Here is a 21,630-nt window from a genome sequence, read left to right as displayed (position 1 = left end):
GCGGCTGTGCCTGCGACTTCCGGACAGTCCGTCAGCGCAGCTGCTCCAGAAGTGCCGCATGGGCCCGCATGCCACGATGGAAGCAGGTCACCTCGAATTTCTCATTGGGGCTGTGCATGCCGTCATCCTCCAGGCTGAAGCCCATCAGCAGCGTATCGATGCCGAGGATGTCCCGCGCCCAGGCCGCAATGGGGATAGAGCCGCCGCTGCCCAGCAGAACCGGCTCGCGGTCATAGACCGCATCCAATGCGCTCAGGGCGGCCTTGAGGTACCGGGATTCCGTGGGAATACGGATGGCCGGGGCCGCCGAGTGCACGGTGAGCTCAATGGAACAGCCCGCCGGCGTGTGGTCATCAATGAAGCGGCGCAGGCTCTCGATAATGCGGTCCGGGTCCTGGTCCGGCACCAGCCGGAAGCTCACCTTGGCGCTGGCCTCCCGGGGGATCACCGTCTTGGCGCCGTTGCCGGTGAAACCGCCAATGATGCCGTTGATGTCGCAGCTGGGCCTCGACCAGACCCGTTCCAGCAGGCTGCGGTCCGACTCACCACCGCCTGCAGTGGTCACGCCAGCGGAGGCAAGGAAGCCGGTATCGTCCATATCGAGGGCTTTCCAGGCGGCCAGCTCCTCGTCGGAGGGTTCCACCACGCCGTCGTAGAACCCGGGCACCTGAACCCGGCCCCTCTCATCCTGGAGTGCGCCGAGTACTTTTGTGAGACCATTGATCGGGTTTTCGATGGCACCGCCGTAGAAGCCGGAGTGCAGGTCATGGCCCGGGCCACGACAGGTCAGTTCGGTGTAGAGCAGGCCACGGAGGGTGTAGGTGATGGCAGGGGTGTCCACGTCCCACATGCCGGTATCGCTCACCACGCAGACGTCGGCCTTGAGCTCGTCCCGGTAGCGCTCCAGCACTGGTCGGAGGTTCCTACTGCCAACTTCCTCTTCCCCTTCAAGCAGCACCGTCACCTGTATCGGCAGACCGCCGTGCTCCGCATGCCAGGCCTTCAGGGCCTCGACCCACATCATCAACTGACCCTTGTCGTCGACCGCGCCCCGGGCAACCATCTTCCGGCCATGGGGACTGTCCTCGAGCGTCGGCTCAAAGGGCTCGTTGCGCCACTCCTCATACGGCTCAGGCGGCTGCACGTCATAGTGGCCGTAGTAGAGCACGTGGGTGGCATCATCCCCGGGGCCTTCATGATGGCCGATCACCACCGGGTGACCCTCGGTTTCGCGGATCTCAACGCGGAATCCCAGCGGCGCCAGCTCATCCAGAAGCCACTGCGCTGCCTCGCGCATGGCGCTCTCATAGGCTGGATCCGTACTGACACTGGGAATACGCAACAGGTCGGCCCAGCGCTCGATGGATCCCTCGAGGCCGTTATCGATGCGTTGCAGGACGGATTCCAGCATGAGGCGCTCCTTGTTCACCGGTTTCGGGGCTTTCGAGCATAGGGGAGCAGCCACGGGCGAACAAGTATTTGAAGGCACCGCGCGATCACCGTACCCTCGCGGATAACAGGGGGTAGGCCATGACCAATACTGATGGAACCGTTCCGTTCTGGGAGCGCAAGCAGCTGGAAGCAATGACGGCTGATGAGTGGGAATCTCTCTGCGACGGCTGCGGGCGCTGCTGTACCCATAAGCTTGAAGACGCGGATACCGGTGACGTCTATGCCACGCAGATCGCCTGTCGGCTGCTCGACTGCGAGAGCTGCCTGTGTTCGGACTACCCCAACCGCTTGAGCGAGGTGCCGGACTGCCTCCAGGTCACCCCCTCGATCGCGCGCAACAGCGACTGGCTGCCCAAAAGCTGCGCCTACCGGCGGATCGCCGAGGGTCGGGGGCTGGCCTGGTGGCACCCCCTGGTTTCCGGCTCACGCGCCACCGTCCATACGGCGGGAATCTCGGTGCAGGGTCATGTTCTTCCCGAGCCCATCGTCGACCCGGAGGACTATGAGGAGCACATCGTCGACTGGATCCAGGAGGAGCCCGCCCCCGTTCCTAAAAGGGCTCAGTGAGGATCCTTAAACGGCATATATAACGACCCCATAACCTCCTGGTAGACACCTTTTTCCTTGAGACCCCTGAGTTCCCGGGACAGGGCCTGGATGAAGGCCCGGTTTTTCGCCGTATCATGGCAGTTGATGCGGTCGTAGCTCTCGAGCAGGGGGCGGTCCGGGTCATAGCTCAGCCCATCCAGATGGGGCCGGATGTCCGGGAGGGCGGCGATGAGAGCGTCCAGACGGCCCATTTTCAGCATCTGGACCGCCTGCGCCTCGGAGGGTACCGACTCCAGCGCCATATGTCCCTTTATGGTCGGGCCCAGATACAGCTCATGCCCCTTGATACTCCCGACAACCCGGCCTTCCAGCGCCTCAAGGGACTCAATCGGAGGGTCTTCAGCAAGTGTGAAGATATGGAAGCTGAACCTGCCAAGGGGATAACTGTAGACGATGGCGTCGCTGCCAATGCGCCGACGCACCACATCCGTCAGTGAGAGCAGGCAATCAACCCGGGATTCCTCAAACATCCGAAGGGCACGCCGGTATGGGTAGAAAACCGGTTCCACCTTCACATCCAGCGGCTCCAGGGCGCGCGCCATCAGCCGCTGATAGATGCCGGAACCATCCGGCTCAATCAGGTTGGCCAGATTGGGCGCTGCCACGGTCACGCTCTGGCCAGCATGCACACCCGCTCCTGATGTCAGCACCAACGCCAGCACGAGGCATGCACGAAAGCATCCATTCCGCCTCATCGATCGCCTACCCATGAACCTGGTTCGATTGCGTCAGGTTAATGTTATTTGTGACCGATCACGAGCCCGAATTGCAATGATCGGTTAATTCGCCCAGGAGGCAGGCCCAACGCTGGAATCCATCACCCACAGAATCGGTGTTTCTTTTTTTAACTGGACGTTCAATCAAAATAAAATTACCCTCTCGCAACTCGGAGTTTCGGAAATCCCTTAGAAAAGGAGTCTATGCAATGAAGAAAAAGTTGATCGGTGCCGCAGTAACAGCCGCCATTTCAGCCACCGCCCCCTCACTGGCCGTTGCGACGACCAATATTTCAGCGGGGGTTTGGGCGACCTACCGGCACGTGACCAATTCCGATTTCAGCTCGCTCAAGTTCAATGAGAACCTGGATAACGAGACCGGGGGCGATATCGGTGAAGAAACCTTCATTCTGTATGGTGACCACACTCAGGATGACGGGCCATGGCGTTTATCGACTGAGGTGCGCTTTGGGCCAGGCAGCTTCACCGACCCAGTGAACAACTCAACGGGTGATCGATTCGCGATCCACAAGCTGTGGGTCGGACGGGACCTGAACGAGAACTGGGACGTTAAAATCGGTAAGTCTCAGGTGCCGTTTGGCTGGAAGACCGTGAACTTCTGGCCTGGTGACATGCTTCAGGGCGGTTACGGTGACCAGATGGATGTTGGCGCCAAATTCACAGGGCAAATGTCCGATCTGGATATCTCGATTGCCTATTTCCATCAGGATGACTGGGGTGAAACCAGCACTGACACTGTCGACGACAACGGGCACTGGGGCAGTTTCAAAGGGATTCCCGCGACCTACCGTAAGATTAAGACAGGTGTCGCCGACGTCAGCTACACCTTTGAGCAAGAAGGGAACAGCTCGACATTCGGCCTATCGGCACAGACGGGTATTCTCCAGGACATTGAAGACCTCGGAAACAAATGCGACACGACAACCTGCAGCACTAACGATGACGGCTCGCACAGCGCTTTTGCTGCATACTTTGAAGGATCATACGGATCCATCACCACCAAAGCGGAAGTGATCCGCGTTAAACGCGATATCCCCGATGCTGGCGTTCAAGCGGATATAGAAAACACCCGCTATGCGGTTCAGGGCGGTTACACGTCAGGTAACTGGTTCGCCTACCTGGATGCGACCGCAGCAACAACGGATACGGATACGAACAAGGCCGATACCGTTTACGGCATCTCTCCGGGCGTCCGGTATGATTACGGGCCTGGCTGGGTTTACGTCGAGTACCTGAACTCCAATGGTGATATCGATGGCAACGGCGATATCTACGAGTCGGACTTCGACGCCATGTACGTGACCATGGACTACTACTTCTGATCCATGCCCCACGCCACCGCCATTGATGATGGTGGCGGTGGCGTCCCCAGAAGCCCCCCACCCTATCCCCAGACCAAGCCGGCTCACCCTGGAACCGGAATGGTTTCACCCACAACCAGGCGTGTTACCAACTGGCTGCTGTGATAGGTTTGGCAACCATGATCCGAAGCGCTATCTACGACACACTGATCCTCAGGCTGACCAGCCGCTGGTACGCTGAAGTGCTGGAACGGTTGCCTGCGGGCGCCTCCGTACTGGATGTCGGCATCGGAACCGCCGGCGCCCTTATTGCCAATGCCGAGCATGTCACCCGCAAACAGCTGCACATCACCGGTATCGATATCGACGGGGATTACGTGGAACGGGCACAGCAGCGGCTGGCGCAGTCCAGCCTGAGTGATCGGGTCGTGGTCCACCAGGAATCCGTCTACGCTCACCAGGGCGGCCCCTATGATGCCATCTACTTCTCTGCCAGCTTCATGCTGCTGCCCGAACCTGAACAGGCACTGCGCCACTGCTGCACGCTCCTGAATTCCGGCGGCCGGATCCATTTCACCCAGACCATCCAGAACAGCCACTCCAGAATGATGGAGGCGTTCAAGCCCGTGCTTCGACGCCTTACCAGCATCGACTTCGGACGAGTCACCTACGAGGCCGACTTCCGGGCGCAGATCGAGGCAGCGGGACTGGAGCTGGAAACCTTCACAACCCTCGAAACCCACGGCGACCGGGCGTCCTGTCTCGCGGTTGCCCGACCCCGGAACCTCTGACAAAACGCCCGGTGTTTCATAACATGGAACCGGTAGCGGACCATGAGCGTCTGTTCAACTGCAGACGCAACCATTTCCATGCCCGAGGAAGCAGACATGTACAGACAACTCGCTTTGATGATCGTAACCGCGTTGACCCTCACCCTCAGCTCAGGGGCGATGGGGCAGGATGGCCCTCCGGATCACGCCGCCGGCAAGGGTAAGGAACGCGCGGAAAAGGCTCGCGAGCGGGCAGAAGAGCAGCGTGAAGGAGCGCAGGAGCGCGCTGAAGAAAAACGGGAACAAGCCCAGGAGCAGGAAGAAGACGCGAGGGAAGACGCTGAGGAAAAGCGCGAGGAAGCCCAGGAACGTGCTGAAGAAAAGCGGGCACAGGCGAAAGAGCGCGAAAGGGAAGCTCGCGACCGGGATGATCGGCAAAAAGAGAAAAAAGGCAAGCAGAGCAAGCGCCAGGGAGACGACATGCCCGCCGGACTCGCCAAAAAGGATGGCGCCCCTCAGGCCGGTAAAGGAAGCGAGAAGGGCCAGCAGAAGCGCCAGGAAAACAGCCAGGGCTGGTGGAAGTTCTGGGATTGAAGCCCCGATCAGCGGACCGGATCACACCCTCTTGTGGCCAGTGCCAGGTTGGTGCTGATCCGGATCTGCTCGTAGTAACCTTCAGCCGATTCAATACCCTCGGCGGCGTAAGCTCCGGCTGAGGGACTGAGCATAAGAGACAGCTCCTTCAGCGCCTGTGCGGACTGGCGATCACGCTCATACGCCTGGAACGCCTGCCGGATCTCACCACAGCTGACGCCTTCCTCGTCTGAAACCGCCGCTGTAAGCTGGCTGGACGTCTGACACCCGGAAACGGCAAACAGTGCAACAATAAGCACCGATACTGAACGCTTCACACCACCCCCTGCTGGTCCACTGCCCCTTATAAGGGTCACATTGTAAATCATATCGATGCCTCGGTGTTCGACGTTCCCAGAGCCGGGAAGCCGCTGGACGCTTGTCACTTCATCTCGAAACCGCGTTTCACCAGGAAATCCCGCATGTGCGGACGCAGTTTGGTATCAAACAGCGGCGTCAGATTCTGTGACCAGTTGCTGTCCTTATTGCCGCCAGTACGGGCTTGGTAGTAGCCCTGCATGGTCTGGTCGAAGGCCTCAACCTCATCCGGGTCCTCGCTGTAGACATCCTCCTTAAGGATCGCCTCCGCCGGCAGGCGAGGCTTCACCTCCGGATCCTGGGCCGGATAGCCAAGGCACATGCCGAAGACCGGGTAGACATGCTCCGGCAGCTGCAGCAGGTCACTGACGGCCTGCGGGTTATTGCGGATACCGCCGATGTAGCAGATCCCCAGACCCTCGGATTCGGCCGCCACCGCCATATTCTGGGCCATCAGCGCGGTATCCACGCTCGCCACCAGAAGCTGCTCGGTCATGCCCCGCACCACGTTGGCGCCGGTACGCTCCGCTGCATCCGTGGGCCGCTTCATGTCGGCGCAGAACACCAGGAAATCCGAGCAGCTCGCGATATAGCCCTGGCCGCCGGCCAATTCGGCAATCTGCTCACGGTTCTCCGGCCTGGTTACGTGGATCACGCTGTAGGCCTGAATGTGGCTGGAGGTCGCCGCACTCTGGCCGGCACGCACCAGCTCCAGCAACAGCTCATGGGGAATCTTTTCCTCAGTGAACTTGCGAATGGAGCGATGGGACTTCAGAAGCTCGATAACTGAATTCATGAATCCTCACTGCAGATGAACACGTTCGGGTACCCAGAGGATACCCGATTTCCAGGGATTACAGTTGCTGCTGCGTGGGCCGGATGATCAGCTCATTCACATCCACATCACCGGGCTGCTCAATGGCATAGGTTATGGCCCTGGCGATGGCATCGGAGCCGATGGCAACGGAATACAGCTCATTTGCCGCTTCCTGTGCGCCCGGGTCCGTAATATGGTCGGTGAGCTCGGTTTCAACCGCGCCGGGCGAAATATTGGTTGCGCGGATCTCACCGTTCGACTCCTGCCGGATGCCTTCCGAGAGCGCCTTGACCGCGTACTTGGTGGCGGAATAGACCGCAGCGCCGGGAAAGACCGTGTGGCCCGCAACCGAGGAAAGATTGATGATATGGCCGGACTGCTGCTCCCGCATGGTCGGCAGCACCGCCGCCAGGCCATACAGAACGCCCTTGATGTTGATATCAATCATGGCATCCCACTCATCAACCTTGAGTTTGTCCAGCGGCGCCAGCTGCATCAGCCCGGCATTGGCGATCAGCACATCAATACGGCCATAGGTTTCCCGGGTCTGATCCGCCAGCGCCTGCATGGCGTTGCGGTCAGTCACATCCGCCACCTGGTAGCTCGCTTCGCCACCCGCCGCGTTGATGGAATCGGTCAGTGTTTTCAGTCGGTCTTCACGCCGTGCTGCCAGCATCAGCCTGGCGCCTTTATCGGCCAGCATACGGGCAGTGGCCTCACCCAGGCCACTGCTGGCACCGGTTATGATGACGGTTTTGCCTGCAATCTCGGACATATTGGGAACTCCTCTGTTTTGATTCGTGGGCTTACTGTTGCAACGCTGCGATCAGTTTTTCCGCTACCGCTGCCGAGGATTGCGGATTCTGGCCGGTGATGAGCTTGCCGTCCTGAACGGCGAGCGGTTGCCAGTCATCCGTCGCCTCGTGCTCGGCACCCAGCTCCTTGAGACGGCTCTCCAGCAGGAAGGGCACTTTCTCAGCACCGCCCACGGCGTGTTCCTCGGAGTCCGTGAAGGCCGCTAGACGCCGCCCTTGGATAAAGGGCACACCGTCCGCCTGGCGCATACCGGCAAAAACCGCCGGTGCGTGGCACACGGTGCTGATCACCCGACCGGACTTTTCAAAGGCAAACAGCAGGTCGTGCAGCTTGCGGTTGTAAGGCATATCAAAGACGGTGCCGTGCCCGCCGGGCAGATAGACCGCGTCGTAACCGGTGGTATCCAGGGTGTCGAAGGCAGGGGTGTCGGAGAGCTGGTCAATCGCATCCTGCCAGGCCCGAACCTGCTCCTCGCCCACGGCACTGTTGGGATCCACCGGCACCGCGCCGCCGGCAACAGACGCCACCGTTACCTCGTGGCCTGCCGCGCGCAGCTGCTGGTAAGGCACGGCAAACTCTTCCAGCCAGAGGCCGGTCGGTTCACCATTAAGCATGCGTTCGTGGTTGGTCAGAACAAAAAGAACGTGACTCATCAGGACTTCTCCCAGGTTCGTTTGATTTGATGAACACCATGGCGCAACGCTAAAAATTCATCTAATTTATCTATGTTATTCCAGATATTTTAATATGACATATCCATGCGCTATGACCTGAACCTGCTGAGAACCTTCATCGCACTCCTGGAAGAGCGCAGCGTCACGCGCGCCGCCAAGCGCCTGGGCATTACCCAGCCGGCACTGAGCAACACCCTGGCCCGCTGCCGGGAACTGTTCCAGGATCCGCTTTTCATCCGCGAACGTTATGGCATGAGGCCAACCGAGAAAGCCCTCGCCATTGGCCCTGCCATCCGCGATGCGCTGGGGGAAATCGACCATCTGGTGCTGGAGCAGCAGACCTTCGACCCGGCGACGACAACCCAGCGGTTTGTGATCGCCGCCAATGACTACGTGGAATACGTGTTCGTACCAAGACTTGTCGAACGCCTGCAGTACCGGGCACCGGGTATTCAGATCCGCATTGTTCCCTACGGCGCGGACCTGGCGGAGACCGGCGTGGCCGCCGGAGATACCGCTCTTGTACTGGGGCGGATTGTGGACCCACCGGACAACCTGGTGGTGCAGCCATTGATGGAGGACGGTCTGGCCTGTGTCCTGCGGGCGGACCATCCCTTTCAGGGCGATCAGCTCACGCGCGACGCGTTCGAGAGCCTGAAGCACGTCAATATGCTACCTCCCGGCCGCCTGAAGAAGGGTCTGTTTGAGGCGCTCGGCCGGCAGGGTCTGGAACGGGATGTGGCCGTCTCCGTAACCCACTTTCTCTCCATCCCCGAGTTGATCGCCACCACGGACTACTGCACTACGCTCCCCAACCTGATCTGCCGGCGCTTTGTGCGAGACCCGCGCCTGCGGGTCGTGACACCTCCAGCAGACCTTGGCACCTTCCCGGTGCACCTGGGCTGGCATGTGCGCTACCGACAGGATCCGGCGCATCAGTGGTTACGGGAGCAGATCCATGACGTAGGCAGGGAACTCATGGCCGAAGGGGAAGAGGCCCGCTGAAGGTAACGGATAACGGACTGAAAAGGATCACCCCTTCACGCGGCCATGGCGCTTCTGCATCATGCGCAGCCAGAACCCGAGCCCTACGGCGACCACAGCACCGGCGACCAATCCGCTCAGGTCAGCCGCGAACTCGGCGACGGCAGTCAGACTGCTCGCGAACAGATACCCCAGGCCCACATACAGCGCCACCCATACCGTCTCCCCGGCCACACTCCATACACTGAAGCGCGCCCAGCGCATGCGCCCAGCGCCCGCCGCGAAGTTGACATAGGGCCCGAGCGGGCTGACGAACCATCGGCTCAGAAAAACGCCCATACCGCCCCAACGCTCAACAGAAGCGTGCGCCCGACCCAGCAGTGCGGCCCGGCCCCGGCGGGCCTCCGCCCAGCGCTCAAGCCATCCCGCGCATGAGCGCCCGAGCAGGTAGCCGGTCTGGTCACCACTCAGGGCTCCCCCATAGGCCGCCAGGCTCACCGAAGCGAGAGGCAGGTCGCCTGAGGCCGCGAAGGCACCACCGGTGAGCATCATCAGCGATGCCGGCACGGGCACCGCCAGACAGCTCAGGAAGGTTACGGCAAACAGGGCGGCGCTGCCGTAGGTGGCAACAAGGAGAAAGACCGTGTCCGTCATTCCCTGTCACCCTTTTGGGCACGTACGGCTTCGTCAATACGGCGCTGTATCTCCTCGAGGGTCAGGCTGGAGGCCTCAGCGATCTCCTCGAGCGTGTGGCGCTCACCATCAACGGGCTCCAGCTCCAGCGCTTCACGCACCACCCCGGGCGGCAGGTCATAGGAAAGGGCCACATAGCGCGGGGTCATCCAGCCTTCCACTGGCTGATCCTGATGGGCCGGCTCGGCCCAGTACAGGCTGAAGAGCACGAGGCGTGCGGCAAAGAATGCCGTCACCACCAGCGCCGTGATGAATGCAATAAAGAGAAACCGGTGTTTCCGCCAGAGATTACGCGCAGCGGTCAGCAATGGTCTGTATCCAAGGGAAGGGGTGTCGGCGTCAGCTTATCAGCACCTGGGATGGGCAGGAAGTGACGCCAGGCTCGGGCAGGTTTAGTCTATACAGAACGGTTCATTTCAATGCCCATGGATGTGGTCCCCATGCCAAGTGACTCACTCCGTCGTTTCGGCGGCTACCTGCGAACACGATGGGCCTCCCCGCGCCGGATCCGGTTCTGGCTGCTCGCGCTGGTCATCGCGTATACCCTGCTGGGCTTTCTCATCGCGCCCTGGCTCATCCAGTACCTGGCCGCGAGCACCGCCAAGGAAGACTTCGGGCGCGAACTCCGCATTGAGGCCGTCCACGTCAATCCGTACACGCTCACGCTCCGGATCGACGGGCTCGCCCTGGACGACACCGACAACCGTCAGCTTCTTGGCTGGCAGCAGCTCTTCGTCGACCTGGCCTGGTCCAGCGCGCTCAACGGAGCCTGGACGTTCCAGACCATACGCCTCGACAGACCAATGATTCACGAAGAACGCTTCGCCTCCGGCAAGACACGCCTTTCCCGACTTGCGCCCGAGCCGTCGGAGGACGCCCCTGCCGAAGACGAGGCCTCGTCACTGCCCGCATTGCAGGTGGATGAGCTGCGCGTGACAGAGGCTGCTCTGCGTTTTACGGATAACCTGCGGGATGGGACAACAGAAACGGATCAACCGAAACGGGTATCGCTGGCACTGGAGGATCTAATGCTTTCCGCCAGTGACCTCTCGCTGCAGGAAGGCGCACGTTTCCCGGTCGCTCTGGACGGACAGCTCGAGGGCGGCGGCACGCTGGCCTTCGACGGCTCACTTCAACTCCTGCCGACAGCCGTCCTGGCGGGCAACGCCCGGATCAATGAACTGGCACTCAACCAGGCCCAACCCTACCTGCGCCAGTTCGCGAACGTGCAACTCAGTGACGGCACACTCAACCTGGACGGGCGGATGCAGACCGGGGCAGAGCAGCCCTTTGCATTCGAGGGCTCCGCAGGCATTGAAACCCTGAACATCCGTGATGGCTCCAATCAGGACGCCCTCATCGGGTGGCAGAGCCTCCACACCAAAAAACTCAACCTGAATCTGGGTGAAAGGCGGCTCGAGACCGCTCCCATCAGCCTCAACGGCCTGTTCGGGCGATTGATCATCAACGAGGACCGCACCACCAACTTCAGCCAGCTTATGGCGACGGCCCCCGCCAAGGCGGAAGATGACGGGGCCGCGCGCATGGATGACACGGACGACGAAACGGCCCCATTCGACATCACCATTGAGGGCGTTGAGCTGACCGACGGCACCCTCCGGTTTGCGGACCGTTCACTGCCACTGCCCTTCTCAACAAGCATCCACACATTGAACGGTCAGGTATCGACCCTGAGCTCCAGCTCGGACCAGCCAGCACAGGTCGCCCTTGAGGGCCAGGTCGCGGACTACGGACTGACGCGCGTGGACGGCACCATCCACGCCTGGCACCCCATGCGCGATACCAGCCTGAAACTGAGGTTCCGCAACCTCCAGATACCGGAATACTCCCCCTACACCGTGCGCTTTGCCGGCCGCAGGATAGCGGGGGGCACCATGGACCTGGATCTGGACTATACCGTCAGCGAACAGCAGCTCGACGGGCGCAACAGCCTCGTGCTCCGTGACCTCAGGCTCGGCGAGAAAATGGCCGTCAGCGATGCCATGGATCTGCCGCTCGATCTGGCTATCGCCCTGCTCAAGGACAGCAACGGCGTCATCGATCTGGATCTCCCGGTGACCGGCGATGTGGGCAGCCCGGAATTCGACGTCGGCGGGGTCGTCCGCCAGGCACTGACCAGAACCATCAAATCGGTTGTCCAATCGCCATTCCGCTTCCTCGCCAACCTGGTAGGCGCTGGCTCGGAAGAGCTTGGCCGGGTTGAATTCCCGCCGGGCCGCTCCGACCTGCTCCCACCCCAGCGCGAGCGTGTCGCCAAGCTTCGTGAAGCCCTCACCCAGCGCCCAGAGCTGGCGCTGGAGCTCACGGGCCCCTTCAACCACACGTTCGACGGCCCCATCCTGAAGCGCGGGAAAGCCATCGACGCCCTTCGCCAACGCCTGGCCCAGGCGGACAGAGAGACTGGAGAGCTGAACCTGACGGCCGAGGCCAATCAGGACGTTGTGGAGACAATGTTCACCACGCATTACCCGGAGGCAGATCTGGCGGCCATCCAGTCGCGCTTCACGGAAGAGCAGGGTGATTCATCGGACAGCAGTGGCTTTGATTCCCTGGCCTATCGCAATCATCTGGCTGACAGGATTATCGCGGCACAGCCGGTCACGGACGCAGATCTCAGAGCACTGGCCAAAGCCCGCGCTTCAGCCGTTCAGGACGCTCTGGTTGATGCCAGCGGAAACGGTATCGATGCCGACCGGGTGCGTGTTCTCACCCCACACAAGATCGACCCGGGGGGCGACGAACGCATTGCTATGGAGGTAGGGGTAACGGCGGAGTGAGCGGCCAGACGGGGCCTGGCCAGCGCGCCATCAGTCGTCCCACTCATGGTACTGATTGCCCTGCCTCAACAGCCAATAGGTAATGCCAAGCGCCAGCGTCGTCGCCGCAATACCAATCAGATACATGGGGGTCAGAGTGTCGAAATCCAGCACAATGACTTTCCGGGCAATGGCCATAAGCGCCGTGGCAACCACCAACTGGACTGGAAACACATTGGTCCCCAGGTAGAGCCGGATGTTGATGAAGATTTCCACCGCAATCAGCACCGCCATGAAGGCGCCGAAAGTGTAGAAAATATCGTTGATATCCAGAAGCAGGAAGGGCGGCGTGATCAACCTGTCGTAAATGATGTAGATAACATCCCCCACGCCCCAGAGAATGACGGCAACCATCAGAACGGCCAGCACGCGGATCGCAAAACGAATGACCCGGTGAAGTCCGCGAAAGAAAGGATCGGGAAAGTCGATCGGCAGCTCCTGATGGAGCCCATTCCGCTCGTCCAGGGGCCGCTGGGAAGTTGTTACGTGTCCATCATCATGTTCGGCCATTCAGGATCCCCACTAAGCCACTGCTTCCCGGTTTATTCCGGCGGTGCTTGATTGGTTCTAACCGTCACCCGAGTATGCCAGAGATGGGTCCCGATCACCCGGTTTCAGACTGACATGCCTTTTTTGCATTTCCGGCCGCGAAACCTGGCGTCGGTCCCGCGACAGCGGCTATCGTGCGCTCTGCCGCTCGCGAGTGAACGAACCATGAAACGCACCAGGTAACGACCCACCATGCATAACGACCGCATCACCATCATCGCGACACTGCTGGTCATCGGAACCGGAAGTCTCTGGGGCTTCTACTGGCTGCCGGTCCGCCATCTGGCAGCCAACGGCCTGCCCGGTGCCTGGGGGACCCTGGCCATTGTCGCGATGGCCGCACTGGTACTGACTCCTGCCGCCATCCGGGCAAGGCACCGTCTCCTGCGCTCCAGCCCGGTTGCGCTGGCGTCCATTGCACTGGGCGGTGTCGCCTTCGTACTCTATTCGATAGGCCTCGTTTACGGGCGTGTCGCAGTAGTCGTTCTGCTGTTCTTTCTCACGCCGGTCTGGAGCACCCTGATCGCCCGTTATGGGATGGGCTGGCCAACGCCCTGGCTGCGGATGCTTGCCATCGTGGTGGGCGTCATCGGTCTGGGCGTTGTGCTGGGGGCTGATGGGGGGCTGCCGCTGCCGCACGGCCTTGGGGATTGGCTGGGGCTGAGTTCGGGGCTGCTATGGGCAATCGCCACAACCGGCATCCGCTCGCAGCCCGAGACCGGGTCCGTTGGGGCAGCTTTCGTCTTCGCTCTGGGCGCCTGCGTGGGGGCGGCTGTTCTGGCGCCGGTATTTGAGCCCCTGCCGAGTCTCGCAATCGAGGCGGCGATTCCCGCGTTCGGCTGGGCGCTTGCCACCGGTGGTCTCTGGTGGGGGCTTTCGATGGTCTGCCTGATGTGGGCAACGGCACGGCTCGAGCCGGCCCGCGTCGGTATCCTGCTGATGGCGGAGGTCCTGGTGGGTGTGGTCTCAGCCGCTGTAATTGCCGGCGAACACCTGGCGCCGATCGAGATTGCCGGCGGCCTGCTGGTGCTCAGCGCCGGCGTACTGGAAGTCTGGCCGGTACGCACAAAGCGCCCGGCAACGTCCGAAGCCACATGATCTGCGATAAGGAGCGCTCATGAAACAGGTTAAGCTGCACGGCGGCGAACGCATTCCCGCGCTGGGCCAGGGCACCTGGCGGATGGGCGAGCGCACCAGTGATCACAACCGCGAAGTCGCGGCCGTACGTGCCGGCATCGAAGCCGGCCTGACGCTGATCGACACGGCGGAGATGTACGGCAACGGCGGGGCCGAGCGCATCGTTGGCGAGGCCATGGGGCATCGGCGGGATGAGCTCTTCCTCGTCAGCAAGGTCTTCCCCCACAACGCCTCTCGCGCCGGCGTCCGCGCCGCCTGCGAGGCAAGCCTGGAACGCCTGGGCACCGACCGGCTCGACCTCTACCTCCTGCATTGGCGCGGTAGCGCCGACCTGGCCGAGACCGTCGCTGGCTTTGAGGAGCTGCAGCGTGAGGGATTGATCCACCACTGGGGCGTGAGCAACTTCGATGCCGCAGACCTGGCGGATCTCTGGGCGGTGCCCGGCGGTGACGCCTGCAGCGCCAACCAGCTTCTCTATCACCTCGGCGAGCGCACCATCGAGCACGATCCACTGCCGTGGATGCGCCAACACGGCCTCCCCGCCATGGCCTATTGCCCGCTCGGCCAGGGCCGGCTTCTGGAACAACCCGGCCTGCGCGCATTGGCCGAACGTAACGGCATTACCCCCGCGCAGGCCGCACTCGCCTGGCTGCAATCACAGGACGATGTCATCGCCATTCCGAAAACGAGTTCCCCGGAACGGCAGGCCGAGAACCACGCTTCAGCCGAGGTCACCCTGAACCGGGACCAGCTTGATGAGCTGGAACAGCTGTTTCCAAGACCCAAAGCTGGTGGGCCTTTGCCAATTGTGTGATTCACCGAGCCAAGGTACCGCAGAGCGCACCGGTGGCTTTGGCGTAGCGAAGCGGAGACAAAGGCATCCGAGTGACGCGCCTGGTCAGCTGTTCCCAAGCATGTACGCCCGAAGCTGGCGCTCCTCTCGCATGACATAGAGGACGAGAACCCGCTGCTCATCCTCACGATAAAAAATGCGACACGGTGGAATCACCACCTCCCTGTACACCGAATCGGGGAGCTCCGGAGGAACCCGTCCGGACTGAGGAAAACCTTCCAAACGCTCGGTTTTATCAAAAACTTCCTGAACCAGATGACTGGCGGCGGTAGGGTTGTCCAGAGCAATGTACTCAGCGAGTGCGTCCAATTCCTGAAGGGCAGGCTCAGTCCAGATTACTTGAGCCATTTACTCATTTTCTCCCTGGCCTCACTCTGGCTGTACGTTCTTCCCTCAAGTACAGCACGCTCTCCCCGTGAGAGTCCCTCAAGCAGCTCAAGTCGGCGCTGCATGAACTCGTAATCCTGCACATCAACAAGGTATGCAGATGGCTGACCATGCTCCGTGATCAGTATCGGCTCTTTAGACAAGTGCAGATCTGCCAGAATCTTTGTCGCTTGGCGCTTGAGGTTCGTAACAAGCTCAACTTTCATGGGTTCACTCTGAATTAGACCAATAGTGATACTATAGTATCACTATTCAGGTGGGGCAATCCCAGCTAACTCGAAGCTTTGCGGCAATTTTGGAGCCGCGAAGCGGTGGAAAAATTGCCCGGCAACAGCGGCTGGTTATGCATCATTCGTAGTGGCTCCAGAGCCTGAGGACTTTCACCACTTGCTCGCCCTCGAGCACCTGGTAGACAAGACGATGCTGAATATTGATGCGGCGTGAATAGGCCCCCGCAAGATCACCAATGAGCATCTCAAACGGAGGCGGCTTGCGGTATGGATCTTCAGCTATCAGCGCTAACAGTTCCTGGGCTTTTGGTTTGAGGCCGCTGGAGGCCAACTTCTTTGCATCTTTCTGGGCTTGCTTGGTGTAAACCAACTTCCATGTCACCAGTCCAGCTCCTCATTGCATTCATCCATGGGGGTATCCATCCCCTCACGAATAGACTCCCGCATACCTGGTACGGAGAGCAGGTAAAGTGTTTCCTGAATTGCAGACCAGTCTTCCTCGGAAACCAGGACAGCTTTGTTCCGCTTACCCATGATGACGATTGGTTGGTGGGACTCGGCGGTCTCGTCGATCAACCGATATAGGTTGCTGCGCGCCTCAGTTGCTGTGATTCCGGTCATGACGCACCTCTTGCGTGTTCAACTTTTCACCAAGTGTACGCCTCCGGGCACGTACGTCAAGACGAACGCCCCGCATAACGCAAAACTAACGTGCGCCGCTTGCGGCGTCACCGTTAAGCGTCTTGTTAGCAGCATCAGCTTCCAGGCGCTCAACCAGCCAGACCTTGATAATCGACTGCCTGGTAACACCTATTCGCGCGGCTTCGCGATCCAACGCCTCGACAACCCAGGATGGAAAATCAACGTTGATCCGTTTCTGTTCCTGATTCACCCGACGCGCTGTCGAAAGGTCCAGATCGTCGACGACATCCTCCTTATCCGCATCAAATTTTTCGTCGAACTCTTCAGCGTTCATACAGCTCCACCTCTCTCTTGCGGGCCCGCCTGACAGAAACCAGGCGGATTCGACCTTCTCTATAGGTAACGACAGCAGACCAATGCTTTGCTCCTATCCGGCCAATGATAAGAAAGCGCGGTTCGCCTTCTGTCTTAGCCTGAATTTCCAGAAGATCAGGGTCTTGCCAGAGCTCTTGGGCCGTGTCGAAGTCAATTCCATGCTTCGCAAGATTGGCCCTGCTCTTTTCGTCGTCGAACTCGAATCCTTCCATGAGTACAAATTATCCCCTTTTTACTCACCGGGCAAGATCTTGGAGGGGGGGGTACAGCTGCTAACGCCAGCGGCAGGGGCGCGACGTCAGGAGCGTCCCTTGACCGCACTTGTTACGTGAGTTTAACGCCCCATAGCTCCGCATTTTGGGCACCTATACTTACCGAAGTCTTGCATATCTACCGGCATCTCACCCAAGGGAATTAGCTTGTTCTCATCTACGTGACATTTTGCGCAAAACGGGCCGGGGTTTTCCCCCTCTTGGGGGTTAGCCAAAAAGTAATGACCATCACGGAAGACCACTTCCTGCCTTTGCTGGAGCTGCTTTTCGAGATCGCTGATCGTGTCCTTCAGATCTTGATTCTCGTTGCGCGCTTCAGAAAGCTGAATTTTGGCTTCAGACAACGCTTCCATAAGCTCAGCGAGCTTCAGTTTCACTTCTGCATCTTTTAACGACGAGTCAATATCTCTAAGTTCTTTAGTGATATCTAAGGCCGTTTTAATTGACTGTAGACCAACACCTATTGAACTAATATCTGGCACAATTTTGATCCTTATTCACGTAACGCCAGCAATAAACGGCGCCCTGACAAGGGCGTCCGGTGGAGGCCCTTCGGGCCGGAACGACTTTAATTGCCTTGTTAGAACATGCCGATAGATTCAAGACTGAGGCCCACCATACTGCGCTTGCTGGGATATTGCGCTGGCGAAGTAAGAGCAGACGATCAAGGTGAAGAAATGCAAAACCTCCCTGGGCTCCTTGGGTGGATCTTCGTTTCGCTCACCCTCTGCCATACATTTGTCAACAAATCGGCTGATTGGTAGCAAATCCGCTCCAGTAAGGCTCTTGTTGATATTGTGGCTAAACCGGTTACGAAGTTTATTCAGATACTTAATAACTGGCGGAATATTGTACGGTTCTGGGAACGATAATTCGCTGATTAGTGCAACTTTCTGACTGAACGTAAGCTTGGCTGCCCCCCATCCAAAAGGTGCCGCCGGGTACGTCGCAAGAAAATTGTCCAGGTAGTGCTCGATTATCAGGTGACAGCTCAGCAAGTAGCCGAGTTCGTCATAGTTCACCGACTCAATGCTCTGCCAAGTCACTTTTCCATTGTCGAATCCGCCAACTAGTGGCGGCAAAGGATATTTTTTCATATAGGTTCTAACGCCAGCCATCACCGGTGGCAAAAACGGCGCGAAGCAGAGTTTTTGGCATCCGGTGCATGGCCTTGTTAAATGCTGACATGTCGCGGCCCGATATGAACACTTTTTGCTGTAACGAAGCGATTGCCAGCATTGGTTTCAAGTTTGACGGTGGTGTAGCCGCCTTCTTCTTCCACTACCGAAACAGCCAATATCGTTGGGTTACCCTCAAATGGCATTTCTTCAACCACGTGTGAGTGGTAACCGGAGAACGTGATTGCCATGGCAGTGAAAACGTTCTGACTCCAGTCTTCAGGATACTGGACGTTATAGACCAGCTCATCCTTGGCGGGCGTCTCGATGACTGACTCAATCTCTGAGTCATGCCAATGGATCTCATTTAAATCTTCCATGCTGGCCCTGCCATTTAACGCAGAAATAAGCGGCGCCCCGACAGAGGCGTCCGGTGGACGGCCGCAAGGCCGGGAACGAACTTAATTGACTTGTTATACGGGGAATTCACTTGCAGCCCCATTCTGATATATTAACGCCAAGCTTTGCCTGCTCTAGAACCTCTTCATCACCTTCAAATACTGCAACAATATATGCTGTCGACCTGTAGGTATCCGTATCCTCTACTTCCACCGCAAACTTACGAAATGCGAAACCGCCTTCGTGAAGGCTGCCGTACTTCTCAGGATCGAAATCGCCGAGATTCACCTCTTTAGAGAAACCTGTATTGGGAACTTTGACACTATAGTGAACACTCACCTTTCCATCGAAGAATTCCTTTGTCTCCTGGCTGGAAGCAGCATCTCCTTTGGCGATCCGGATATCTGCACAATACCGGCCTTCTCTCAGAAGTGCCTCCATGCTTATCCGTCTTTCTCCCGGTTCCGCTGACTCCGGCATGGAGTATGAAGAGATTGATAGAGGCGCCTGATCACATCCAGCAGACAAAAACAGAACTGCGGCCAACGCTACTAAGTGCAATTGCGGCCTCATGGCTCTCCCCGAGAATCCGTATAACGCGGAACTTTGCGGCAATTTTGGAGCCGCGAAGCGGCGGAAAAATTGTCCGACAACAGTGAATTGTTAGGTGCACCCAGACTTGAAGGTGACCCGGGGGTACTCGTAATCCAGGATGCTGACGCAGTCATTGATCCCTGCCACCAGATACTCTTTTAGCTGACCGTTTTCCGCGATGAACGGCGCTGTTTCGCGAGCAGCTTCAGTAGCTAGCCAACCATTATCCAAGACCTCGAATACCCAGTGATCCTTGGAATCGTCGCCCCAGAACTCCAGTAATTGACCTTCATCGAGTACGCGAAAGCCCTCCACCGCTTCAAAATCAACATAGACTATCTCATTGGACCGGAACGCAAGAGTGAGGCGTAGCGTCCACAGGTCATAGTTGACCGTGAGAAGCTCCGGCACATTGCCTTCTTGTCTCGCTTCTATCCCCTTGAGGCGAGGGAATTTCATATTTCACCTAACGCCCGGCTCACCGGGAAATTTTGCTGGCAGCTTTTTTGCCGCGCAGCGCTAAAAAGGTGACAGTAAAATTTATCCGGTGGAGCCGTTTGTTAAGTTTCATACTCTGCAGGATACTTCCAAGCTGGGTATTTAAATATACGATTGAGCTGCATAGCATACGGCAAGGTTGGATTTAGAGTCATACCACTTTCATCTGCCACTACGAGGCCTCCAGGGAAAGGAAATATACCGTTTAGGATAATATGACCATCGCTTTTATATATGAGCTGGTATACAGGATTAAACTTATTGTCTACGACCTCTAGAGCTCTTTCATTTTTATTAACATCCCAGTCGTGAGGCAACCCTGAAATAGTATTTTTACTAATTTTTATAGGCGGCATCCCTGACTCTGAGAATATTTCAACATCACCGTAAAGCTTGTCTTTTTCGACATAGACTTTAATTGGGACATGCCCACCCAGATTAAATGGTTCATTTGGTTGTTTACGCAACTGATCAATCGAGTATCCGCAAGTGACACCCCCACCTAATGAGAAATTAAGAAATTTATGCTCTTGGTTGAATGTAGGAGCTTTTGCTGATTGCTTTGATTGCCATTCGTTGAAGATATAGATGAGCAAACCTAGTGCAATTAATACCCATCCCGGTATTGCCGTATACGAAAGATTAAGCCCAATCTCCTTCTCCAAAAGAGCTTCAACCCAAGGTTGCCAAAATGGCGTACCTATCATACATATTCCAGATGCTATGAATATGCGTACAATCCATTTCCTTTGATCTGGCTTGAATATTCGTATTACTTCAAGCAAGAAATCTAAAATCTGTTGTGTCTTCATAGCACCTTCGGAAACTTAACAGGTAATCGCTGGAATTCAGCGATATCAATATTCGTGAATTCTAGATAGCGCCGCTTGCTTCAATGAGAGGCCAGGGCGCAAACCCCCTATAGAATAGAACCTTAGCGCAGAATCCAAGGTGATGCAGTGGAATCGTTTGACTTCTCGCTTTTGCTCTTTCAATAATACTGTATATAGTTACAGTTATCGGCAAGGAGCGCCTCATGCCATCAACAGCAAGCACCAACCTACGGTTGCGTGATCAGGTCCGGAGGGTGATTCGACTCAACCGATACAGCGTTCGCACCGAGAAGTCATACTGGTACTGGATTCGCTACTACATCCGTTTCCACGGAGTTCGCCATCCGCAGGAGATGGATGCTAATCAGCGGCACTACCCGGGCAAAGCGGCCTCCGAGACTTCCCGTAGTGCTCACTCATGAAGAGGCCATGCGGCTTATCGCGGAGCTCTCCGAGCCCTACGACCTGATGGCCTCACTGATGTACGGCGCAGGCCTTCGCGTTGTTGAATCCACACGGCTGCGCCTAAAAGACGTCGACTTCTCCCGGGGTGTGATCACTGTACGAGACGGCAAGGGCGGTAAAGACCGCACAACGTTACTTCCTGGTCCTCTTCTCGAAAAACTCCAGGCTCATATCGAACAAATACGTTCCGAATGGAAGATGTCGAACCCGGATTATCAGGTGCCCGTCAGCCTTCCATTCGCACTTGTCCGCAAATACCCCAATGCGGGGCATTCCCTGGCTTGGCAGTGGTTATTCCCGTCGAGCGGCTGCTGCACGGATGAGTCGGGCAACATTGTCCGCCACCACGTTCATTCCAGCAGCGTCCAAAAGGCCGTGAAAGCTGCAGTCAAACAGTCGGGAATCGGCAAGGCGGCCGGCTGTCACACCCTCAGGCATACGTTCGCGACTGAGTTGCTAAGACGGGGTAGCGATATCCGTACGGTTCAGGAGCTGCTGGGTCATTCGGATATACGCACGACGCAGATTTACACGCATGTGCTCGGGCAAGGCTTTGCAGGCGTGGCCAGCCCGCTGGGCTGAATATGACACAGCGGCCACGCTACCGCCCCGGCGGACTTTAGTCACCGTCCAATCA

General features: G+C 58.2%; 31 protein-coding genes. 10 read left to right on the top strand and 21 right to left on the bottom strand.

The window, feature by feature from the left end; genetic code table 11:
- Nucleotides 1-31: 31 nt before the first annotated feature.
- Nucleotides 32-1,411, bottom strand: a complete 1,380-nt coding sequence (locus tag F3089_RS04945) for a M20/M25/M40 family metallo-hydrolase (protein WP_151439730.1) — start codon at nucleotides 1,409-1,411, stop codon at nucleotides 32-34.
- A gap of 119 nt (nucleotides 1,412-1,530) precedes the next feature.
- Here F3089_RS04945 and F3089_RS04940 point away from each other — a divergent pair, with 119 nt between their 5' ends.
- A complete protein-coding gene (locus F3089_RS04940; protein ID WP_151439729.1) occupies nucleotides 1,531-2,019 on the top strand; it encodes a YcgN family cysteine cluster protein in 489 nt (162 codons plus the stop codon).
- Here the strand turns inward: F3089_RS04940 and F3089_RS04935 are convergent.
- Nucleotides 2,013-2,690: a substrate-binding periplasmic protein gene (locus F3089_RS04935; protein ID WP_192497278.1), complete on the bottom strand. Its 678-nt coding sequence runs from the start codon at nucleotides 2,688-2,690 to the stop codon at nucleotides 2,013-2,015. The two genes, F3089_RS04940 and F3089_RS04935, sit on opposite strands and share 7 nt — an antisense overlap.
- Nucleotides 2,691-2,986: 296 nt before the next feature.
- Between F3089_RS04935 and F3089_RS04930 the strand changes: the two genes are divergently transcribed.
- From F3089_RS04930 to F3089_RS04920, 3 genes are all read left to right on the top strand, one after another.
- A complete protein-coding gene (locus F3089_RS04930; RefSeq protein WP_151439727.1) occupies nucleotides 2,987-4,120 on the top strand; it encodes a porin in 1,134 nt (377 codons plus the stop codon).
- A gap of 161 nt (nucleotides 4,121-4,281) precedes the next feature.
- A complete protein-coding gene (locus F3089_RS04925; protein WP_151440031.1) occupies nucleotides 4,282-4,890 on the top strand; it encodes a class I SAM-dependent methyltransferase in 609 nt (202 codons plus the stop codon).
- Nucleotides 4,891-4,986: 96 nt separating this feature from the next.
- Complete coding sequence (locus tag F3089_RS04920; protein ID WP_151439726.1) at nucleotides 4,987-5,463, top strand: DUF1682 domain-containing protein; 477 nt, start codon at nucleotides 4,987-4,989, stop codon at nucleotides 5,461-5,463.
- Between the two features lie 8 nt (nucleotides 5,464-5,471).
- Here the strand turns inward: F3089_RS04920 and F3089_RS04915 are convergent, their stop codons facing one another.
- The 4 genes from F3089_RS04915 to F3089_RS04900 form a co-directional block, all read right to left on the bottom strand.
- Nucleotides 5,472-5,780, bottom strand: a complete 309-nt coding sequence (locus tag F3089_RS04915; protein ID WP_225741676.1) for a hypothetical protein — start codon at nucleotides 5,778-5,780, stop codon at nucleotides 5,472-5,474.
- Between the two features lie 104 nt (nucleotides 5,781-5,884).
- Nucleotides 5,885-6,616 carry an oxygen-insensitive NADPH nitroreductase gene (gene nfsA / locus F3089_RS04910; RefSeq protein WP_151439725.1) on the bottom strand — a complete coding sequence of 244 codons (732 nt, stop codon included), beginning with the start codon at nucleotides 6,614-6,616 and terminating at the stop codon, nucleotides 5,885-5,887.
- A gap of 58 nt (nucleotides 6,617-6,674) precedes the next feature.
- Nucleotides 6,675-7,412, bottom strand: coding sequence for an SDR family oxidoreductase (locus F3089_RS04905; RefSeq protein WP_151439724.1), 738 nt, complete (start codon nucleotides 7,410-7,412; stop codon nucleotides 6,675-6,677).
- Nucleotides 7,413-7,443: 31 nt separating this feature from the next.
- Entirely contained in the window at nucleotides 7,444-8,106 is a 663-nt protein-coding gene (locus F3089_RS04900) for a type 1 glutamine amidotransferase domain-containing protein (protein ID WP_151439723.1), read from the bottom strand.
- Between the two features lie 105 nt (nucleotides 8,107-8,211).
- Here F3089_RS04900 and F3089_RS04895 point away from each other — a divergent pair, with 105 nt between their 5' ends.
- Nucleotides 8,212-9,132 carry a LysR family transcriptional regulator gene (locus F3089_RS04895; RefSeq protein ID WP_151439722.1) on the top strand — a complete coding sequence of 307 codons (921 nt, stop codon included), beginning with the start codon at nucleotides 8,212-8,214 and terminating at the stop codon, nucleotides 9,130-9,132.
- Between the two features lie 27 nt (nucleotides 9,133-9,159).
- Here F3089_RS04895 and F3089_RS04890 read toward each other — a convergent pair whose 3' ends face one another.
- Both F3089_RS04890 and F3089_RS04885 read right to left on the bottom strand, forming a co-directional pair.
- Nucleotides 9,160-9,765 carry a DedA family protein gene (locus F3089_RS04890; protein WP_151439721.1) on the bottom strand — a complete coding sequence of 202 codons (606 nt, stop codon included), beginning with the start codon at nucleotides 9,763-9,765 and terminating at the stop codon, nucleotides 9,160-9,162.
- Nucleotides 9,762-10,112 carry a hypothetical protein gene (locus F3089_RS04885; RefSeq protein ID WP_151439720.1) on the bottom strand — a complete coding sequence of 117 codons (351 nt, stop codon included), beginning with the start codon at nucleotides 10,110-10,112 and terminating at the stop codon, nucleotides 9,762-9,764. The genes F3089_RS04890 and F3089_RS04885 overlap by 4 nt, the downstream gene beginning before the upstream one ends.
- A 132-nt stretch (nucleotides 10,113-10,244) precedes the next feature.
- Between F3089_RS04885 and F3089_RS04880 the strand changes: the two genes are divergently transcribed.
- A complete protein-coding gene (locus F3089_RS04880) occupies nucleotides 10,245-12,602 on the top strand; it encodes a DUF748 domain-containing protein (protein WP_151439719.1) in 2,358 nt (785 codons plus the stop codon).
- 30 nt (nucleotides 12,603-12,632) lie between these two features.
- Here the strand turns inward: F3089_RS04880 and F3089_RS04875 are convergent, their stop codons facing one another.
- Entirely contained in the window at nucleotides 12,633-13,151 is a 519-nt protein-coding gene (locus F3089_RS04875) for a phosphate-starvation-inducible PsiE family protein (RefSeq protein ID WP_151439718.1), read from the bottom strand.
- A gap of 231 nt (nucleotides 13,152-13,382) precedes the next feature.
- Between F3089_RS04875 and F3089_RS04870 the strand changes: the two genes are divergently transcribed.
- Together F3089_RS04870 and F3089_RS04865 are read left to right on the top strand one after the other, a co-directional pair.
- Nucleotides 13,383-14,288 carry a DMT family transporter gene (locus tag F3089_RS04870; protein WP_151439717.1) on the top strand — a complete coding sequence of 302 codons (906 nt, stop codon included), beginning with the start codon at nucleotides 13,383-13,385 and terminating at the stop codon, nucleotides 14,286-14,288.
- Nucleotides 14,289-14,307: 19 nt separating this feature from the next.
- On the top strand, nucleotides 14,308-15,141 hold the full coding sequence (locus F3089_RS04865) for an aldo/keto reductase (RefSeq protein WP_151439716.1): 834 nt from the start codon (nucleotides 14,308-14,310) through the stop codon (nucleotides 15,139-15,141).
- Nucleotides 15,142-15,225: 84 nt separating this feature from the next.
- Here the strand turns inward: F3089_RS04865 and F3089_RS04860 are convergent, their stop codons facing one another.
- The 12 genes from F3089_RS04860 to F3089_RS04805 form a co-directional block, all read right to left on the bottom strand.
- A complete protein-coding gene (locus tag F3089_RS04860) occupies nucleotides 15,226-15,528 on the bottom strand; it encodes a type II toxin-antitoxin system RelE/ParE family toxin (protein WP_151439715.1) in 303 nt (100 codons plus the stop codon).
- Nucleotides 15,516-15,773, bottom strand: coding sequence for a type II toxin-antitoxin system Phd/YefM family antitoxin (locus tag F3089_RS04855; protein ID WP_022992576.1), 258 nt, complete (start codon nucleotides 15,771-15,773; stop codon nucleotides 15,516-15,518). The genes F3089_RS04860 and F3089_RS04855 overlap by 13 nt, the downstream gene beginning before the upstream one ends.
- 142 nt (nucleotides 15,774-15,915) lie before the next feature.
- Complete coding sequence (locus F3089_RS04850) at nucleotides 15,916-16,179, bottom strand: Txe/YoeB family addiction module toxin (RefSeq protein ID WP_151439714.1); 264 nt, start codon at nucleotides 16,177-16,179, stop codon at nucleotides 15,916-15,918.
- Complete coding sequence (locus F3089_RS04845; protein WP_151439713.1) at nucleotides 16,176-16,418, bottom strand: type II toxin-antitoxin system Phd/YefM family antitoxin; 243 nt, start codon at nucleotides 16,416-16,418, stop codon at nucleotides 16,176-16,178. Before F3089_RS04845 ends, F3089_RS04850 begins: the two co-directional genes overlap by 4 nt.
- An 85-nt stretch (nucleotides 16,419-16,503) precedes the next feature.
- Entirely contained in the window at nucleotides 16,504-16,773 is a 270-nt protein-coding gene (brnA, locus tag F3089_RS04840; protein ID WP_151439712.1) for a type II toxin-antitoxin system BrnA family antitoxin, read from the bottom strand.
- Entirely contained in the window at nucleotides 16,763-17,026 is a 264-nt protein-coding gene (locus F3089_RS04835; RefSeq protein ID WP_151439711.1) for a BrnT family toxin, read from the bottom strand. The genes brnA and F3089_RS04835 overlap by 11 nt, the downstream gene beginning before the upstream one ends.
- A gap of 122 nt (nucleotides 17,027-17,148) precedes the next feature.
- Nucleotides 17,149-17,568, bottom strand: coding sequence for a hypothetical protein (locus tag F3089_RS04830; protein ID WP_151439710.1), 420 nt, complete (start codon nucleotides 17,566-17,568; stop codon nucleotides 17,149-17,151).
- Nucleotides 17,569-17,685: 117 nt separating this feature from the next.
- The gene (locus tag F3089_RS04825; protein WP_151439709.1) at nucleotides 17,686-18,183 is read right to left on the bottom strand and encodes a hypothetical protein; all 498 of its coding nucleotides are present in this window, start codon (nucleotides 18,181-18,183) and stop codon (nucleotides 17,686-17,688) included.
- Nucleotides 18,184-18,260: 77 nt separating this feature from the next.
- Nucleotides 18,261-18,584: a hypothetical protein gene (locus F3089_RS04820; protein ID WP_151439708.1), complete on the bottom strand. Its 324-nt coding sequence runs from the start codon at nucleotides 18,582-18,584 to the stop codon at nucleotides 18,261-18,263.
- Nucleotides 18,585-18,690: 106 nt separating this feature from the next.
- Nucleotides 18,691-19,044 (bottom strand): hypothetical protein, encoded by a 354-nt coding sequence (locus F3089_RS04815; protein WP_151439707.1) that lies wholly within the window; start codon nucleotides 19,042-19,044, stop codon nucleotides 18,691-18,693.
- Between the two features lie 222 nt (nucleotides 19,045-19,266).
- On the bottom strand, nucleotides 19,267-19,656 hold the full coding sequence (locus F3089_RS04810) for a hypothetical protein (RefSeq protein ID WP_151439706.1): 390 nt from the start codon (nucleotides 19,654-19,656) through the stop codon (nucleotides 19,267-19,269).
- Between the two features lie 101 nt (nucleotides 19,657-19,757).
- Nucleotides 19,758-20,507 (bottom strand): hypothetical protein, encoded by a 750-nt coding sequence (locus tag F3089_RS04805; RefSeq protein WP_151439705.1) that lies wholly within the window; start codon nucleotides 20,505-20,507, stop codon nucleotides 19,758-19,760.
- A gap of 224 nt (nucleotides 20,508-20,731) precedes the next feature.
- Here F3089_RS04805 and F3089_RS16190 point away from each other — a divergent pair, with 224 nt between their 5' ends.
- Both F3089_RS16190 and F3089_RS04795 read left to right on the top strand, forming a co-directional pair.
- Nucleotides 20,732-20,950, top strand: coding sequence for a phage integrase N-terminal SAM-like domain-containing protein (locus F3089_RS16190; RefSeq protein ID WP_151439704.1), 219 nt, complete (start codon nucleotides 20,732-20,734; stop codon nucleotides 20,948-20,950).
- On the top strand, nucleotides 20,886-21,575 hold the full coding sequence (locus tag F3089_RS04795) for an integron integrase (protein WP_151439703.1): 690 nt from the start codon (nucleotides 20,886-20,888) through the stop codon (nucleotides 21,573-21,575). Before F3089_RS16190 ends, F3089_RS04795 begins: the two co-directional genes overlap by 65 nt.
- The last annotated feature ends 55 nt before the right edge of the window (nucleotides 21,576-21,630 follow it).

Source organism: Halospina sp. K52047b, assembly GCF_008709855.1.
Lineage (GTDB): Bacteria > Pseudomonadota > Gammaproteobacteria > Pseudomonadales > Oleiphilaceae > Halospina > Halospina utahensis_B.
The sequence above is the reverse complement of the archived record's forward strand: the minus strand, read 5'-3'. Positions and strand labels throughout refer to the sequence as shown.